Below are 17,003 nucleotides of genomic sequence, written 5' to 3'. Positions count from 1 at the left end.
TTTAGAAATTACTGGGGAAAGAAGGACACCTCGTGGCTGAGTACATCGATAATATCCTGCTTATTATTAAAGAGCGCTATTTAACGCAAATCATCATCTTCCTTCTCGTATGTGCCGTTTCGCTGTTCCTGGTCAAGCGGAAATATCCGGCGTATATGTTTCTCGCGGAGTTCATTCTCATGGCCATCGCCTTTGCCGGCGGCATGTATGCTCTCTGGGATATCGTGACGTCGGATACACGAATCAAGACACCTGGAGCCGCTGGGTAATTCCGGAAAATTCTCCTCTACGGACAATCACGAATGGGCAAACGCCGCATATAGTGATGGTGTAATGGGCTCTTGCCAATATGGCCCGTAAGAGGAGAGATTAACGATGAATCCATATGTGTACCCAGCTGATAGCTATCGTTCTTTATTCCCGGGTTTTCCTGGCACAGGAGGTTTCCCCGGCGGTGGTCCCGGCGGTGGTCCCGGCGGCTTCCCGGGCAGTGGCCCAGGCGGCTTCCCGGGCGGCGGTCCCGGCGGCTTCCCGGGCGGCGGTCCCGGCGGCTTCCCGGGCGGTGGCCCCGGCGGCTTCCCGGGCGGTGGTCCCGGCTTCCCCCCACCGGCTCCAGGCAGTCCCGGAGGGCCTCCGCCGGCACCTCAAGGCGGAGCGCCGCAATCCCCGCCTCCGGCTTTCACCCCGCAGCTGGCGCCGTCGGTTATGGCTGTCGATCCCGGGAGTATCCGCCGCTGCTTATACCGGTATGTTTACATCTTGCAGGATAACGGCGAGCAGTATTGGGTGTACTTAACATTCGTAGGCCGCCGTTCGCTTGCCGGTTACCGCTGGTACGGCTTTGGCCCCTTCGGGTACTGGGTGTACTTCGGCTTGGATCTGCACCGCGTCAATCAATTTTATTGCTACGGCTAATATAAAAATCCCCCGGTCCATGATAGTTTGGTCCGGGGGATTTTTATATTAAAATTCGAAGCATAAGTAGCTCAGCGTACCAAAATCATAGCTGCGGTGCAGCACCTTCGGCTTACGGGACGGATCCCCGCTCCCGAGAGCTATGAACAGCGGGACGAAATGCTCCTCGCGAGGCACGGCCAAGCGGGCATGCGGCGCCAGCTCCTCCCAGCGGTACAGCTCTTCCAGCCGGCGCTCTTCGACATGCCGGATGATCCAATCGTCGAACTCCACGGCCCAGGCTTCCGGGTTGGAGTCACGCGGGCGGTCCCAGCGAAGCGCCCTTAGATTGTGGACGGTCACACCGCTGCCGATGACCAGCACATCCTCTTCCCCGATGCCCTGCAGCGCCTCTCCGATGCGATACTGCTCGCTCGGAGGCAGGAACGGATGTACGGAAATTTGCACTACCGGTATGTCCGCCTTCGGAAACAGTCGGCGAAGCAGCGTCCACGAGCCGTGATCCAGGCCGCGGGAGGTATCGGTTCGCACCTCGATGCCTTTTTGCTCGAACCGCTTCTTCACCTGTGACGCCAGCACCACCGAACCTCGCGCCTCATATTTCACAGCATATAGCTCCGGCGGAAACCCGCCGAAATCATAGATCGTCTCATAGACGCTATCCATAGAGGAAACCGTGAGTACAGGACTCTCCCAATGGGCGGTAAAGATAACAATCGCCTTTGGTTTCAAACCTGCGCCCAGCTGCTCCAAATACCTGGTGTATGCCGTATCCTCCAATGCAATCATAGGCGAACCATGAGCTAAAAACAGGGATGGCATCATCTTGTACATCTCCTTATTTTAAGTAGCTTACTTTTTGTAAGTTAAATATAACACGTTGCTTTGCCTCCGTCAATCTCATGCAGCGCTATTCCCCTTAGTGTAACCGGCACCCTTCCTACCCAAACAGAAAAAACCGGCCAGTGGCCGGTTAACTTAAAAGCTTTGAGCGGCAGCTTTCTGCAAAAATGCAACTTTTTCCGTAATTTTCCCTCAAAATGGAATGGATTTCTGCAAATATACAACATTTTGGGAACACTTGCCCATTTTCAGCCGCTGAGCGCTCTAAAAGATGCGTTTTATCACAAATCAAGTACTGAACTTGGATTGGGATCGTGAATTTCTGCACTTTTGCAGCTTTCGCGTACCCCGACTTTCAAAAAAGAGGGCATTTCCATGTCTCTTCCCTCTGATCAGATCAGATCAATCCGTCAGCTGTCCTCTTCCATTCAGCAGGGCTTTCCTCTTCGCAAAGCGCCAGGTTGGCTCCGAGCAGACGGAAGCCCTCCATCACGTCCTCGTAACCACGCTCGATATGCTCGACTCCGGTGATGCGGGTTACGCCTTGGGCCGCAAGCCCCGCAAGGATGAGCGATGTCCCGGCCCGAACGTCGGTGGCATGCACCCATGCTCCCTGCAGCGGACGGCCGCCGCGAATATAGGCGCTTTCCTTGCGCAGCTCAATGTCCGCTCCCATCCGGTTCAACTGCTGCACATGGTTGAAGCGGTGCGGGTACACCGTCTCCGTTATGATGCTCTTACCGGGCGCCATGGTGAGCAGCGAGGTCATCGGCTGCTGCAGGTCGGTCGCGAAGCCCGGATACATCGCCGTACGAATGCGGGTCGCCTTCAGCTTGCCCGTGCCGTGTGCGGTCATGCTCGATTCGTCACTCTCGATCTCGAGACCGACCTCCCGCAGCTTCGCCGTACACGATTCGAGATGCTCCCGAATGACATCCTTCAGCGTAATCGTGCCTCCCGTTAGGCCTGCGGCCATCAAGAAGGCGCCGGCGACAAGCCGATCCGGAATCACGGCGTAGGATGTGCCCCCGAGATAAGGCACGCCCTCAATGCGAATCCGGTCCGTGCCCGCCCCATAGATCTGGGCTCCCAGTTGGTTCAGGAAGTTGGCCGTATCGACTACCTCGGGATCCGTAGCCGCATTGTACAGCATCGTTCGGCCCTTCGCCCGGGCAGCGGCCAGCAAGCTGTTGATCGTCGCCCCTGAGGTAATGGTATCGAAGTAAATATCGGCCCCGCGAAGCTCCTTCGCCTCTACGACGTAATAATCCTCGTACATGCGGAAGTCCGCGCCAAGCGCACGGAACGCCTTCATATGCTGATCGATCGGCCGCGAATTGAAATTATCCCCTCCGGGGAAGCCGATGGTCACCTTGCCGAATTTGGCCAGCAGCGCCCCGGCAAAATAATAAGACGCCCGGTAGGAGGAGGCTTTGCCCGGGTCGATCGTCGTACTGTAAATATAACGCGGGTCTATGACAATATCTCCAGCATCCGTCCTTGTCATCTTAAGTCCGATATCCTTGCCGATCTGCCGTATGACCTTCACATCATAAATATACGGTATGCCCTCCAGCGTAACCACCGTATCCGCCAAACAGGAGGCGGCCAGCAGCGCCAGAGAGCTGTTCTTCGAGCCGGGAATGCGAATCGTCCCCTGCAGCGGTCCCGAGGGCTCGACTTGTATGTATCTCATCGAAAAGTTCCCACTTTCGTTATGGACATGGTTACCTATTGGCCGGACCTTGACCCTCGTTCCATTCCAGCACGTAGCCGTTACCCCGGACCGCGCTGATCGTGAAGGTATCCTTGCCGTATTTTTTGCGTATGCGGTACACCAGTGCGTTGAGCTCATCCACACTGACATCGGGCGCGCCGTCCACACCTGTCGTTCGTTCGGGCCATACCCGCTGCTTGATCTCATCCAGCGTGACCAGCTTGTTCGCGTGGTCGTACAAGGTCTTAATGAGCAAATATTCCTTCTCGGACATCGAAATCCGCTTACCCTCCACAATGACATCCCGCTTCTCCCAGTCCAGCTCCAGCGGAGGCACGAGGGCGTCCATCTGCATCGTGTGGGTCAAAGGCTCCAGCTCGAGTGTCTGGTCGGCGAATAAATAAGAAAAATGAAGAACGGCCATCCCCTTGGCCAGCTTGATGATGTCGAACGACTTAAGCGGGTAGGGCTTATTGGGCTCAATGCGTACGCCGTTCAGCTCCGTACCGTGTCTGCTGTTCAGGTCATACAGCACGGCCTGTTCTCCTTCCCTGCGCACAATCATATGCTTTCGGGAGACAAAGGCGTTGGAGAAGCCGACATCGGGTGCATATTGCTTCGAGGAACGGCCCACGACCGCGTCCTCCGACGATAGTTGTATACAAGTGCCGGGCTTATAAGGCTCTCCCCGGATCACATAAAGACAAGCGTAAGTATCCAGTTGATTTCCCTCCGGCTTTCGTGTTATAGGTACAGTCTTATTTTACATGAATCCGTGGCGGGAGAGAATACCGGCAAAATGATAACTTCCTCACAAACCGGTAATGAGCCGAGAGCGTGCGAAACCGTTACTACAAGCAAGAACCGCTCTTCCCCTTTACCCGGGTGAGCGGTTCTTTATATTTTACAGCTGGATCGGCTCGTTCCCCGGCCCTCTAACCTCAGCCTGCAGATCGCCGGGCAAAACAACCGTTACATTCATGTCAGGATAGTAGGCTCGTATCCCTCGTTCCATCGGGAGCGACTTGATAAGAATGTACAGCGTCTCCCCGACCTGCTTCACCTCGTAGACGGCATCCCGGGAAAGCGGACTCCCGTTGTCTCCTGCCTTAAGCATCTGCCGGTAGGTGCCGAACACATGGACAGTGCGTTCCGGCGAACGGTCTACCTTCGGCGGACGGCCTGTCGTTTGGACGATGACCTTCTTCACTTCGGACGGGAGTGCCTCCTGAAGCGCCGGAAGCGAGGATGTCGTCTCTACCTGCTGCAGCATCCCTCTTACTTCCCCGACAACGCCCAAGCTGGTGAGGAAGGTGAAGGCCAGGCAGCCGCTGAACAGTACCCCAACGAAAAGCATGCTTAGAAAATCATAATGCACCCGCTGCTCTTCCTTCCTCTGGAAGAACAAGTACAGCAGCACCTCCAGCCCGAGCAGAATCAAAAGGACCGGCCACCAGGCCACGAAGGTGTCGAACGCCGCCAGCCCTTGAAATTGCGAGCCCAGCAGCGCTGCGCCAAGACCTACCAGCGTAACTCCCATGGACAGCGTCCCTACACGCCAAGTTCTCATTTGGGTCCCTCCTTCTTCCCCTTGCTCCCCGCAAGAAGGCGAATGCCCCCGCCAATAAAGAGCAACGATACGACCACCGTCTGAAAATACCGCTCGATCCGATAAGTGATGCGCGCGCCCGGAAACATTTGCTCTAGAATGCCAAGGATCACCTGGTCAAACAAGTAATAAGCGCCGAGCGCGAGCAGACCGAAGCCTACCCAGCGCTGATGATGAATGAGCCAGTCAACGATCGGCACGTCCTGTACGTCTCCCTTGCCATGCTTCGAAATATGCTGGAGGCCGTCAAAGAAGCTGTAGAACCATAGGATCGGAATAAGAAACAAGAAAATCGACAAGCGAAGCACATCCATGATGTAAATGCTGAACAAGAAAGCCGCCATCAGCTGCAAGCCGCGCTTTTGAAAGCCCAGGTACATATGGCCCGCGCCCGGGAACATGCAGAGCAGGGTCGCCAGCAGCTTGTTCCTCTTCCCTGCCTCGCGGTTATCCTGAAAATCCTCGAATACCGAGCGATCTGCAAGCTCCTCTCCCCGTTCCTTACGATTGAGCTGCTGAATGACATCGAACATGGAATAAATCCAGAAAACAGGCAAAATGCCGAGGAAGGCGAGAAACTCATCCTGCTTCGTCCACGCGGTGATGAAAATGATCATCATTCCGAATCCGATAAACGAGATCAAAAGAGATAGTCCGCGCTGCATCAATCCAAGCTGAAGATGGCCCAGCCCCGGGATAAAGGAAAGCGCAATCGTAAAGCCGCGATCCTGATCGCGCCTCTGATGCTCCCCAGCCCCGTGAGCCGCCTGGGCACCCCGGCTTACCGTCCGCGCCATATCGATCAGATTGATTAAGGCGATCAGGACGGAGAACAGCGGCAGGATAAGCAGCTCATCGGCGCCTCGCCCGTTTCGCAGCAGGAGCGCAAGGAACAGCAAGCCTAAAGGCCCGAAGAAGCCGCAGCCGTAGAGCAGCCCCTTCCCCAGCTTCCCCAAATACAGGAAGCCAAGCCCGGGAATAAAAGAAAGCAGAAAAGCAACCATCGGATGTTTGGGTGGGACTGTCGGGTTCATCGCTTACCCCCTCTTTCTGTTTTTGATTGAATGGAATCCAGGACGAGCACCGTCTTATCCAGCAGCCGGCTGGAGAAGGACTGCTGGGCGGCATACTCGTTATCGTACAACGAAGCCCTGGCAACCGCATGCTGTCCGGTGCTGCCCAGCAGAGCTTGAAAAATGCCCGTGCTCACAAGCAGCAGCGTGATGGCAGCAGCAACCGCGTAGTGAAAGACCGGATGACTCCACAGCCTTGAACGATGCGGCTCGGACGGTACAAGGACCGGCGGCAGCTGCTTCAGCACCCGCTCGGTCAGTTCGGCCGGATCCGCCAGCTGAGGCATCTCATTCGACACTGCACCAAGGCAATCCATATACAGCATCAAGCATTCGTCACACTGGGCAAGATGCAAGTCACAGTGCTCCCGCTGCTCTTCGGTCATTCGGCCGCCTGCATAGTCGAGCCATTGTTCTCTTGTTGGGTGCGTCATTCTAGTGGTCCTCCTCCTTCCATGTTCTGCGCATGTACTGCTTGGCCCGGTACAGCTTGGATTCTACGGTTTTGAGCGCCAGCTTCTGCTCCAATGCAATTTGCTGATAGCTTTTTTCCTCAATATAAAAGGCGACCACTACATCCCGGTAAGCCTCGGGCAGCTGCCGGATCGAGCTTCGAACCTGCTCACGCTGCTCCCTGCTTAATACGTGCTTCTCGACCGCGCTGGTCGGCACAGTCGCCGGCGCGTCCAGCAGCATTTCAACGTCGTCCGTCAGCTCCTCGCGTTTGCGCTGCCTTGAACGCTTAAAGTCGATCGCTTTGTTTACCGCTATACGAGTAATCCAAGTCTTGAACCCTTGCTGCTGATACTGAGGGAGGGCAGAGTGCATTTTGAGCAGCACCTCCTGCGTCACATCCTCGGCATCCTTCGGCGATTGAAGCACGCCATATACAACTTGATACAGGTAAGGTCCGTATTGCAGGGCCAGATGCCTGAACGCTTCCCGATCCCCGGACGCTGCCTGCGCGATCCTTTGCTCCTCTGTGATGACTCTCCCCCTCCTCTCCAGGTATATAGACGTCATGTACGAAGGGAATCACTGCAGCTTAGCAAAAAAAATGTGCCTTAAGCATCATCATCTTACACAGAAAACGTAATCCTTGCTGCTATGTCACCAAAATAAATGCTAGATTTCGACAAAAATCGTGGTATACTCAAGGTATAACTCGAATTATGTCGAATGACTGACTTCTAACTGAATGAAAAAGGCAAACCCGCCGAAAGGAGGGGACGCAAAGCTACGGGCCTAAAGCGAGTGACGCCAAGGCAGCCGGGCTGCCATTGGGGAGAGCTTTGTACGAGGAACTGCCCCTGCGTTAAGGGCAGTTTTTCTTTTTATCAAGCTTAGGAGGGGAAATGATGCAAGCCATGGAACAGGAGCAGTATGTCGAATTCAGCCTTGGGAGCGAGCCCTATGCTCTCCCGATTCAAGACATTCATGAAATCATCAAAATGCAGAGCATTACCAGACTCCCGCAAGCGCAGAGCTACATGAAAGGCGTCATTAACATACGGGGGTACATCATCCCCATCGTGAGTCTTTGCCTGCTTTTCGGCCTTCCCGAAGAGGCTGTTACCAAAGCCACCCGCATTATTATCGTTCGTCTCGGAGAGGAAACGGTCGGCATGATCGTCGATCGCGTCAACAAGGTGACCCGGTTTACGGATATTCAGCCTCCGCCGGAGCAGCTAGGCTCCGTAAGCTCGAACTGCTTGTCCGGCATTGGTTTTTCACCTACCGGCCTCATCGGCATCCTCAGCTTGAACGGCATGTTTCAAGAATATCACTAAACCGTGCATTTGCGCTTCCAACAGGAAATAGCCCCATCTTCCCTTCGAGGGATGACGGGGCTGCTTTTTTTGTTTCCTCACCGCTTCCTTCCTTGCTCCGGCGGCTTGACGGCATGCCTGCGGTCCTTCTGCCTGCCCGAATTGCCGACGGGGCTCGGTCTCCAGCGGTCGTCCTCATCTACGAACTCCTCGTAATCCTCTATGTACGTGTCCACAACGGCTTCCTTCTGTTGTTCCGGGTTCACACAGCACTGCTCCTTCAGCTTCATCTTCAGCTTCCTTACGACAACACATATACCTTGACATTCTTCTTCACGCCGAAATGCCTTGCTTGCTTTACGTCCTCCATGTAGACGTCGATTCTGGCGCCGCGGATCGCCGAGCCGGTATCCTCCGCCTGACGGACGCCTACACCGTCAATATAAACCAGTGAACCGAGCGGAATGATGTTCGGATCTACTGCTACCGTACGCCCTTCCGTCGCCCTGCTGCCGCTGTAGGTGATGCCGTAGGCGGGGCTGGAAGGCGTTTTGCCCGTCGATTCCACCCCAGCCGTATAAGCTGTCAGAGTGGAGCTAAGCACCTTCTTGATCACCTTAGCCTCACCGGCCGGCAGCTCCAGCTCCCCTCCGATAGCCGGGATTTCCAGCTCCTGCCCTATACGCAGAGCATTGGCATTCTGAATCCCGTTCGCTGCAGCCAGCAATTGTACGTTGATGCCGAAATCGCGGGCGATCTTGTACAATGTATCTCCCCGGTTCACCTGGTATTTGACGGCTTCCGGAACGACAGGCTTCCGCTCCTCCTCAGGTGCCGGAGGCTCTTCTTCCAGCATGGCCAGACCATATGGCAAATACCCCGATTCCAAAATTTCGTTGCGCATAACATCTTCCATTTCAATATATGCATCCGCTCTAGAATTCACACTTAATAATACCACAATAGCCACCATGATCGTCCACTTTCGCATTGTCGTTCTCATCTTCTAACTCCTCCTCGAAAAAAAGTAGGTTCCTATGACTAGTAACTAGAGTTGCCCGAATTACTAGATTCTAAACCTGCTTTAACCCGAGGAGGGTGTATCTCCCTTGCGAAATCCAAAGAAGCCGCATCGAAAGAAAGCGAGGCTTTCCTCAATGCGGCTTCACTATTTCATAGACGGCCTGGCCCTTTAGTCCATTTCGTAGATCGAGCCGGAACGGCTGGCGAACAGCTCAGCGTACACTTTGTCCGCATACGCATCCGTCATGCCGGAGATGTAATCCGCCACCAGCCGCGGCCAAGACCACTTCTCCTTATGCTGCTCGTAGCTCTCGCTCCAATCCGGCGGCAGAATCAGCCGGCCGGTCTCATAATGCTTGAAGCTGTCCCACAGCTGCTGGAGCATAATCTCGCTGCGCTTCTGCAGCCGCTGGACGCGAAAATCCTTAATCAGCGTCACCCAGGCAAGCTTCTTAAGAATCTCCATCGTCCGAAGCAGCTCCAGATCCTGCTGACCGTCGCGCACGAAGGTGACCCGTTTCCAGCCGCGCTTCGGATCGTCGATAATGCCGACTCTGCCGGCGAACAAGCTTACCCACCGGGCTTTCATCTCCCGCCTCGTACGGGAGGACTCGCGGTTACACTCCGCATAGATCTGCTCCCACTGCTCCAGATACGCATCCAGTACCTGACGCACCATGACCTTCATATCCACCTGATCCCAGCCTACATCGGCGTTCCCATGATCCTGAACGATCTCTTGGATCAGATTCTCCACCAGCCGGTCATCCTCGAAGAAGGTCCGGTTCATCTGGATCTTGCCGGCACGGATGCCGTCTTCTATATCATGGGTCGAATAGGCGATATCGTCGCATAAATCCATGAGCTGGGCCTCCAGCGTCGGACAGCCGACCGGCATCCCCCACAGGTCGCGAAGGTAGGAGATGCCCTCCCATTCCATACCGTACACCCCCTTGAGCCGACCGGGCTCCTCCATCGAATACGGGTACTTATTGATGGCCAGCAGGGTAGCCGCCGTCAGGTCCAACCCGCTGCCGCTGCCGGCCCGCTTCTCCAGAAACATCAAAATCCGGAAGTTTTGCGCATTCCCTTCATAAGCGAGCCCATGCTCAGCCGAAAGCAGCTTGTTGAGCACCTCTTCCCCCTTATGGCCGAACGGCGGATGTCCAAAATCATGCGCAAGGGACGCGCATTCCACCACCTCCGGAACCACCATAAGCCCCGGGTGTTCGTTCTTCTGCAAAAACTCATACTGCTTTCCCATACGCCTGGCGGTTTCCCTGGCAATCTGGGATACCTCGAGCGAATGCGTCAACCTCGTTCTATAGTAATCGCCGGAGCCTGCTCCGAATACCTGTGACTTCCCCTGCAGACGCCGGAAGGCCGGCGATTGGATGAGTCGCGCATAGTCCTTTTCGTACTCGTCTCTTTCTTCACTGGACCTGCTGTTTGATGTATCGAATAAGCGCTGCTTTCGAATCTCCATGCTGTCTCCTCCTATCTCTCTATTCATGATACCTTATCTAACAGCATTCTGTCATGGGGAGATCGGTTAAATCGTGAAAGGAATTCGTTACCAGACTGTCGAATACAGCATGGATAGACAAATCATGGAGGTCAGAGCAGCATGCATACGATTCCAAGCGTATTACCCCATCGATACCCTTTTCTCATGGTGGATCGGGTAACGGAAGTAGAGCCGGGCGTCTCGGCCACAGGTTGGAAGAACGTGACGTGGAACGAGTGGTTTATTACCGAGGAGTATCCTTATATGCCGGGAACGATGATTCTGGAGTCACTGGCGCAGCTCGGCGCTTTTGCCATGAGCGGAAGCTCGGGCGGTCTCGGTTTTTTGTCGGCCTTCGGCGGTGTAGAGTTTCTCGGCCAAGCCCGCCCGGGTGACCGGATTGAGCTTAAATACGAAATTGTACGCAATCGCCGAGGGTTCGTGCTTGGCAAAGGGACGGCCAGCGTAGACGGTAGCGTTATTGTAAAGGCCGACGAGCTCATGGTGTATTATCAAACCGAATCCCCAAAGACTCCGTAAGCTTATATCCGGTTATCGTCTCCCAGAATAAAAAGAGAAGCAGGAGCCCCGTCAGATGAAGTACAGGTGGTTGTAAAAGAGTTATATTTTACCCGAAAAGAGGAATGGTATGTCTTACCAAATAGTGGAACATAACAATCGATTTAACGAGGTCGAACTGATCGATGCCGCGACAGATTCCGCGGTTACCGTAGCCCCTGGCAGAGGAGGAATGGCTATCCGCTTCCGTTCGCACGGCAAGGAATTGTTTTACCTCGACGAGGCTACCTATCAGGATGAGCAAGCCAATGTGCGCGGCGGCAATCCCGTACTGTTCCCTATCTCCGGACAGCTTCAAGACGGGATGTATTCATGGAACGGGCATACATACAAGATGAGCAACCATGGGCTCGCGCGCACACGTTCGTGGAAGATCATCGGTACAAGCACCGACGGCCAGGCTTCCGTCACCCTGTCGCTCTCCAGCGACGAAGAGACGCTGAAGTCCTACCCTTTCCCCTTCGAGCTGCGCTTCACTTATTCCTTGAAGGAGGGGACTTTAACGCTCCAGCAGGAGTACCGCAATCTGTCGGATGCTGCCATGCCGATGTACCCGGGCTTTCATCCTTATTTTGCAACGGATCGGAAGAAGCTGACCTACGAGCTGACAGGCGCCACCGAGCTGTACGACTACAACGACGGTCAGGTGAAGCCGTTTCACGGCACCGTCGATTTGGAAGGCAAGCCGGAATCGGTCGCTCTGCTTGATTCCACCCGCCCGGAAATCCGTTTTGCTCCCTCAGAGGATTATGCCGTACGGATGAGCTATGATCCCCAGTTTCGGTATGTGGTTCTATGGGCCGTCGAAGGCAAGCCGTTTGTTTGTGTCGAGCCTTGGATGGCCAAAACGAATGAGCTGAACGTACAAAAGGAGCTTGTCTACGTATCCCCCGGAGAGACGCTGACGGCAAGCTTGCAAATACGCGCGGAAGCTTAATTGTGGAAAACAAAGAAGCACTCTAAGCCCTTTAGGGGCCCGAGAGTGCTTCTTTGTTCCTTTTCGGGAAAAGTATCGTAATGGCAGACCCTTTCCCCGGGTTCGAATCTACTGTAATCCTGCCATGATGGCGTTCTACAATGCTTAGGCATACCGCAAGCCCTAGCCCCGTACCTCTGGTCTTGGTCGTGAAGAAAGGCTCGAACAGCTTCCGCCTTACCTCTTCCGGAATTCCTTTGCCGGTATCGGAGACCTGGAGCTCGACCTCCTCTTCCAGTTCGCGGGTGGTGATCGTGAGCACCCCCTTCTCCTCCATCGCCTCCATTCCGTTGCGCAAGAGGTTCAGGAGCAGCTGCTTGATCTCTTTGGCATTCAGCAGCAAGGGACTGAGCTCGGGGCTGAGCTCCAGCCTGAGCGTATGACCCCGAAGATTGGCCTCCGCCAGGACTAACGGCTCCAGTTGTCTGATGATTGCATGCAGGTCGCAATACTCCATGGGTACCACACGATTCTGGGCCAAGGAAAGGAAGTCGTCGATAATTCCGTTCGCCCGATCCAGCTCCTCCAGCATGATTTCAAGGTACTGTTCGTTAGATACCATCTTTTTCTCCTGCATCAGCTGCACGAAGCCGCGAATGACCGCCATCGGATTGCGGATTTCGTGGGTAATGCTTGCCGCCATCTGGCCAACCAGACTAAGCTGCTCCATATGACCGATTTCCCGGCGCAGTCGAATGAGCTCCGTCGTTTCCATGGATACCATGACGGCCCCCGTAATCCTTTGATCCTCCAGCTTGATGGGAAAGGCACTGGTGACAAAGGTACGCTCCTGGTAAGTTTGGATCTGGGATCGGATATATTTTCCTTGAAGCGCTTGCACCATGAGGCTCTGTTCCTGATCTTTCTTAAAGACCTTCGATATATACGAGTATGGAGTTCCGAGCAAGTCCTTTTTGTTTAAGTGAGGAAAAAAGCTCATCACCGTGTCATTGATCAGGGTAACGCTTTGCTTCTCATCAATGGCGATGATGCTGACCGGAGTCGCGTCGATCAGCTGCTGCAGCTTGAATGCCTCACTTCGATGTTTAACGGACATTTCCTTAAGCTCGTGCTGCAGGCGCTGCCTTTCCCTCAGATTCTCAACCAAATGGACGACAACGGCTACAGAAACCAGCTGGAGCATGCAAAAGCAGATAAGAAATAAATAAAACTCTGCGGAAAGCTCTGTAGGAGCCTGCCACTTTCGATAGGCAAGCCCTGCAGAGGTCATCAGCCAACCAAAACCTTGCAAGCCTACGGCAATGATGATTTTCCCTCTGGCATCGGCTGCCTGAAATTTGTTCTTGTACAGGAAGAAGGCAGGAACCAGGATGCTGTGAAGCGTGATAAACACCACAAAAGCCAAGCCGCCCCCAAGCGTGGCCACGCGCAAACCGAAGTAAAGGAGCGTCAGCAGCAGCCCGCTCACGTATCCGCCGTACAAAACCCCCACCGCGTAGGGAACGATCCGCATATCGAACATATAGAAGCCTTCCATTGGAAAGGAAAACAAAATGCAAAGAATGCAAGAGATGCCGCAAAGCAGCACCAGTCTTTGATTCATCGAGAATCCCAGGCCGCTCTCCGGCTTGCGTTCTCCATCCCTCTGGCTATAACCGATTCCAAGCAGCAGCGCTGGAAACAGGGCGAGCAGCACTTGCAGCATTGTATCCTTTAATCCCAACATCGTTACCATCCCCCAGCCGTCAGCCACGGTGCATTAGATCAACTATAGGGGAATCACCCAGCCTTTTCAACCTTTTATCGACGTATTTCGAGCTTTATGCATCCTGCTCTTTCGAAGGGTATTCAGGTCCGATCTTTGTTAAACAACGGCTGCCTGATTTCGGCCTGCTTCCGATCCCTCCGCTCTGCTTCCTCCGCAGATTCGGGAGGCAGCAAATCATCCGCATCCACTGTAGTTGCTAACAAATCAGTTATTTTATCCGGTCCCAGGTCCTCCATTGCCAGCCTCCTATAGGTTTTTGCATTAAGCCTTCCCTGACTGCGAAATTTTATGTATCTGCTTTTCCTGGATTTACAAACCTGTATCACTTTCGTATAATGTTTGTATAATGTTTATACATCGGTGGGAGATGACGGATAATGAGATGGAATTCCATACTTGTGAAGCTAATGGGTGCTTTTGCTTTCATTTTACTATTGTATTCCGCTATGTCTTATGCTTATTTGGGCACTACGATGAAATCGGAAATCCGGGAATCCGCTTCTCTTAAACTGCGATCCGACCTGGCTATGGCCAAGGCTTACGTGCAGCTGAAGTACCCGGGGGAGTGGTCCCTTAAGGACGGCAAGCTGTACAAGGGAACGGCTCTGCTTCAGGATCAGCACGAACTGGTAGATGAAATCGGACAATTCACCGGCGACTCCATCACTATTTTTAACGGGAATTTACGTGTTTCCACGAATGCAATGAGCGAGGGAAAGCGGGCAATCGGTACGACAGCCTCCAAGGAAGTGGAGCAAAAGGTATTGGCGGAGAAGCAGGAGTTCGTCGGAGAGACGCTTGTGCTGGGCAAGATGCACGAGGCCATTTATGAACCGATCAAGGATGCCGGAGGTGACGTCGTAGGTATGTTCTTTGTAGGGATGCCAAGTGCGCCCTTCGAGCGGCTGGTAACGGACTTTCAAGCCAAGATGATGTGGCTTAGCGCCGTGGCGATGATCTTCTGTCTTGGCATGTCTTACCTAATAAGCAGACCGACCCTGCAGGGTGTACGCCTTTTGGCCGAAGGGGCTGCCGCGATCTCTAAGGGAGACCTGACCCGAAGGGTGGCCCTCCGATCCAAGGATGAGCTGGGAGAGCTGGCGGGAACCTTTGAGCTGATGCGAACTAGGCTGTCGCAGATGATGTCAACTCTCCGCGACATGTCGGTAAACCTGAAGCAAAACAGCGATTACTTATCCGAAGCCGCTCAGCAAAGCGAGCATGCCTCCACCGAGGTAGCCAGTGCCGTACAGAGCATCGCTGAAGGGGTAACGGAGCAAAATGACCGCCTCTCGATCATTCGCGGGCAGATGCAGTCTACGGTTCTGCAGATGAAGCTTGGCAGCGATACCGTCCACGCTGCCTTGGAAGATGCGGAGCAATCCTTCGCCGCTGCCGTGAGGGGAAGCGAGTCGATCTCCGAAGCGAGCCGGCACCTGTACTCCATACGGGATACGCTCCAAAGCTCCTCCGACTCGATGCATCGCCTGAATGAACGGTCCAAGGAGATCGAAGGCATCATCGGTTTGATCAAACAGATTTCGGATCAAACCAATCTGCTGGCTCTGAATGCTTCGATCGAAGCGGCCCGCGCGGGAGAGCAAGGCCGAAGCTTTGCCGTCGTTGCAGCGGAGGTGCGAAAGCTGGCCGAGCAGACAAAAGCGGCGGCATTGGAAATCAACACCTTGATTCAGGGTGTTGTCGAAGGCACCGGACTTACGACCCGTGAAATGGATGCTAGCATGCTGGGCATTCAGGAGCAGCTCCAATATATGACCTCGGGACAAACCGCGCTAGGGACCATCTTAGCCTGTACCGAGGACACTCGCAGCAAAACGGCGGAGCTGCAAGAGGTATTCCTTCAGGTGCTGGAGCGCGCACAAGAATCGATGGAAGCGGTGGAGGGCATCGGACGGGTCGTGGAGAGCACCGCTGCCGCTGCGGAGCAGGTAGCCGCATCGGCGGAGGAGCAGACCGCTACCGTGCACGAAATCTCATCCTCCTCCCGCGGGGTCAGGTTCATCGCCGGCAATCTGGATCGCAAGGTGCAGGAATTCAAGCTGAGTGCCGCTACAGAATTCGTCTCGCCAGAGGCAACCGGCGGAGGATGAAATGGCTGATGAGGAAGCTTCCGAGAATCCCTAGAAGAGTTACCCAAACAAACCGCTGGAACGGACTTATCGGCCATTCCTCCGCAAAAAACTGTAGTGCGACTACGATGGGAACATGGATGATGTACCCCGCATAGGTGCCGGCAGCCATTGCTTTCAGGACCGGGAAGGACCGGTAGCCATAATGCCGGAACAGCGTGATCAAGCCAATGCACAGTCCTGCACACATGAAGGTTTCATGCAGAGAGTAGTAGAAGCTCCCCCATGCCAAACCGCCGAAGCTGTGTATGCGAAGGAGACCCGCGTACTGTATACCCGCAAGTGTTCCCCCTACGGCAAGCCAGAGGAAGCCTTGCTTCGCCGGGAGCTTGTCCAGCCATTGCCTGCGGGCTGCGAGAGCTCCTGCGATGAAGAACGATACGTACTGAGGCACATGGGCGAACTCCGTCTGGATAATGCCGAGAAATCCGACCCAGCGATCTATGGGGTACTCTATTCGCACGAGGAAGGTAACCGCTCCGATACCTAACGCGTATGCAACAATCGTGCTTGATTTAGGAAACGCGCCTTTGCTGCCGGTGATCGGCCGGACCGGGACGAGGCGGCGAAGAAACGCGTACACGAGTGAATAGAACAGCAGATGCTCGATAAACCACAGATGGCCGAAGTTGAAATCGGGCCAAGAGGGGCCTGTCCAGTTGGCCGGCTTGCTTCCAAGACCGAGGTACACATGAATATAGTAGTCAGGAAAGCTAATAGGGGGATAGCCCCGAAAGGAAGTATAGTAAGTGTACATCAACAGCGGAATCATCACGAGGAAGCCCAGCAGCAGCGGAATGCCGAAGCGCCCCAGCCGATCCTTCAGGAAATGACCCGCCCCTTTGCGGTCGAAGGAAGCGGGCATGAAGTATGCCGATAGCAGGAAAAACAGACTCATGAAAAAGCCCGCGTTTACGGCAAAGAAGCTGCCGAGCTCGGTCGTCTCCTGCGTCTTGAAAAACCAAAAGCCGTTCGAGGAACCGTACGGTTGCCCGGCATGATGAGCTACGACCAGCATCATCAACGCAATTTTGAGGTGGTCCAGGTAAACAAGTCTCTGTTTTATTATAGGTTGTTGCATCCTATCGTTCATCCTCCCTTGGTGTCCGGTCC

At 54.4% G+C, this 17,003-nt stretch carries 19 protein-coding genes and 1 riboswitch; of the genes, 6 read left to right on the top strand and 13 right to left on the bottom strand.

Annotated features, from left to right (window positions below):
• The first annotated feature begins 32 nt into the window (after positions 1 to 32).
• The gene (locus tag RAC89_RS15405; RefSeq protein WP_306614501.1) at positions 33 to 269 is read left to right on the top strand and encodes a hypothetical protein; all 237 of its coding nucleotides are present in this window, start codon (positions 33 to 35) and stop codon (positions 267 to 269) included.
• 106 nt (positions 270 to 375) lie between these two features.
• On the top strand, positions 376 to 915 hold the full coding sequence (locus RAC89_RS15400; protein ID WP_306614500.1) for a hypothetical protein: 540 nt from the start codon (positions 376 to 378) through the stop codon (positions 913 to 915).
• Between the two features lie 48 nt (positions 916 to 963).
• Here the strand turns inward: RAC89_RS15400 and RAC89_RS15395 are convergent, their stop codons facing one another.
• The 7 genes from RAC89_RS15395 to RAC89_RS15365 all read right to left on the bottom strand — a co-directional run bounded on the left by RAC89_RS15395 (position 964) and on the right by RAC89_RS15365 (position 7,180).
• The gene (locus RAC89_RS15395; RefSeq protein WP_306614499.1) at positions 964 to 1,740 is read right to left on the bottom strand and encodes a dioxygenase family protein; all 777 of its coding nucleotides are present in this window, start codon (positions 1,738 to 1,740) and stop codon (positions 964 to 966) included.
• Positions 1,741 to 2,155: 415 nt separating this feature from the next.
• Entirely contained in the window at positions 2,156 to 3,454 is a 1,299-nt protein-coding gene (gene murA, locus RAC89_RS15390; RefSeq protein WP_306614498.1) for a UDP-N-acetylglucosamine 1-carboxyvinyltransferase, read from the bottom strand.
• 31 nt (positions 3,455 to 3,485) lie between these two features.
• Positions 3,486 to 4,109 (bottom strand): FHA domain-containing protein, encoded by a 624-nt coding sequence (locus tag RAC89_RS15385; protein ID WP_306614497.1) that lies wholly within the window; start codon positions 4,107 to 4,109, stop codon positions 3,486 to 3,488.
• A 270-nt stretch (positions 4,110 to 4,379) separates the two neighbouring features.
• A complete protein-coding gene (locus RAC89_RS15380; RefSeq protein ID WP_306614496.1) occupies positions 4,380 to 5,045 on the bottom strand; it encodes a LiaF transmembrane domain-containing protein in 666 nt (221 codons plus the stop codon).
• Positions 5,042 to 6,118, bottom strand: a complete 1,077-nt coding sequence (locus RAC89_RS15375) for a hypothetical protein (RefSeq protein WP_306614494.1) — start codon at positions 6,116 to 6,118, stop codon at positions 5,042 to 5,044. Before RAC89_RS15375 ends, RAC89_RS15380 begins: the two co-directional genes overlap by 4 nt.
• On the bottom strand, positions 6,115 to 6,591 hold the full coding sequence (locus RAC89_RS15370; protein WP_306614492.1) for an anti-sigma factor family protein: 477 nt from the start codon (positions 6,589 to 6,591) through the stop codon (positions 6,115 to 6,117). Before RAC89_RS15370 ends, RAC89_RS15375 begins: the two co-directional genes overlap by 4 nt.
• Position 6,592: 1 nt before the next feature.
• Complete coding sequence (locus tag RAC89_RS15365) at positions 6,593 to 7,180, bottom strand: RNA polymerase sigma factor (RefSeq protein WP_306614491.1); 588 nt, start codon at positions 7,178 to 7,180, stop codon at positions 6,593 to 6,595.
• A gap of 173 nt (positions 7,181 to 7,353) precedes the next feature.
• Positions 7,354 to 7,439: riboswitch (cyclic di-GMP riboswitch) on the top strand.
• A gap of 73 nt (positions 7,440 to 7,512) precedes the next feature.
• Between RAC89_RS15365 and RAC89_RS15360 the strand changes: the two genes are divergently transcribed.
• Complete coding sequence (locus RAC89_RS15360; protein ID WP_306614490.1) at positions 7,513 to 7,947, top strand: chemotaxis protein CheW; 435 nt, start codon at positions 7,513 to 7,515, stop codon at positions 7,945 to 7,947.
• Between the two features lie 77 nt (positions 7,948 to 8,024).
• Here RAC89_RS15360 and RAC89_RS15355 read toward each other — a convergent pair whose 3' ends face one another.
• From RAC89_RS15355 to RAC89_RS15345, 3 genes are all read right to left on the bottom strand, one after another.
• Complete coding sequence (locus tag RAC89_RS15355; RefSeq protein ID WP_306614488.1) at positions 8,025 to 8,216, bottom strand: hypothetical protein; 192 nt, start codon at positions 8,214 to 8,216, stop codon at positions 8,025 to 8,027.
• An 11-nt stretch (positions 8,217 to 8,227) separates the two neighbouring features.
• Complete coding sequence (locus tag RAC89_RS15350; protein WP_306614486.1) at positions 8,228 to 8,929, bottom strand: 3D domain-containing protein; 702 nt, start codon at positions 8,927 to 8,929, stop codon at positions 8,228 to 8,230.
• 189 nt (positions 8,930 to 9,118) lie between these two features.
• Positions 9,119 to 10,435, bottom strand: a complete 1,317-nt coding sequence (locus RAC89_RS15345; protein WP_306614485.1) for a deoxyguanosinetriphosphate triphosphohydrolase family protein — start codon at positions 10,433 to 10,435, stop codon at positions 9,119 to 9,121.
• 141 nt (positions 10,436 to 10,576) lie between these two features.
• Between RAC89_RS15345 and RAC89_RS15340 the strand changes: the two genes are divergently transcribed.
• A complete protein-coding gene (locus tag RAC89_RS15340) occupies positions 10,577 to 10,996 on the top strand; it encodes a hotdog family protein (RefSeq protein WP_306614484.1) in 420 nt (139 codons plus the stop codon).
• Between the two features lie 109 nt (positions 10,997 to 11,105).
• On the top strand, positions 11,106 to 11,972 hold the full coding sequence (locus RAC89_RS15335; RefSeq protein ID WP_306614482.1) for an aldose epimerase family protein: 867 nt from the start codon (positions 11,106 to 11,108) through the stop codon (positions 11,970 to 11,972).
• Between the two features lie 31 nt (positions 11,973 to 12,003).
• Here RAC89_RS15335 and RAC89_RS15330 read toward each other — a convergent pair whose 3' ends face one another.
• Both RAC89_RS15330 and RAC89_RS15325 read right to left on the bottom strand, forming a co-directional pair.
• Positions 12,004 to 13,725: a two-component system sensor histidine kinase NtrB gene (locus RAC89_RS15330; protein WP_306614481.1), complete on the bottom strand. Its 1,722-nt coding sequence runs from the start codon at positions 13,723 to 13,725 to the stop codon at positions 12,004 to 12,006.
• Between the two features lie 95 nt (positions 13,726 to 13,820).
• On the bottom strand, positions 13,821 to 13,976 hold the full coding sequence (locus RAC89_RS15325) for a hypothetical protein (RefSeq protein WP_306614480.1): 156 nt from the start codon (positions 13,974 to 13,976) through the stop codon (positions 13,821 to 13,823).
• Between the two features lie 141 nt (positions 13,977 to 14,117).
• Here RAC89_RS15325 and RAC89_RS15320 point away from each other — a divergent pair, with 141 nt between their 5' ends.
• A complete protein-coding gene (locus RAC89_RS15320; RefSeq protein ID WP_306614478.1) occupies positions 14,118 to 15,851 on the top strand; it encodes a methyl-accepting chemotaxis protein in 1,734 nt (577 codons plus the stop codon).
• On the opposite strand, the gene RAC89_RS15315 is transcribed toward RAC89_RS15320, so the two are convergent.
• Positions 15,811 to 16,971 (bottom strand): acyltransferase family protein, encoded by a 1,161-nt coding sequence (locus RAC89_RS15315; RefSeq protein WP_306614477.1) that lies wholly within the window; start codon positions 16,969 to 16,971, stop codon positions 15,811 to 15,813. The genes RAC89_RS15320 and RAC89_RS15315 overlap by 41 nt on opposite strands.
• Positions 16,972 to 17,003: the final 32 nt, after the last annotated feature.

The sequence above is a fragment of the Paenibacillus sp. GD4 genome (genome assembly GCF_030846225.1).
GTDB lineage: Bacteria > Bacillota > Bacilli > Paenibacillales > NBRC-103111 > Paenibacillus_G > Paenibacillus_G silviterrae.
The sequence above is the reverse complement of the archived record's forward strand: the minus strand, read 5'-3'. Positions and strand labels throughout refer to the sequence as shown.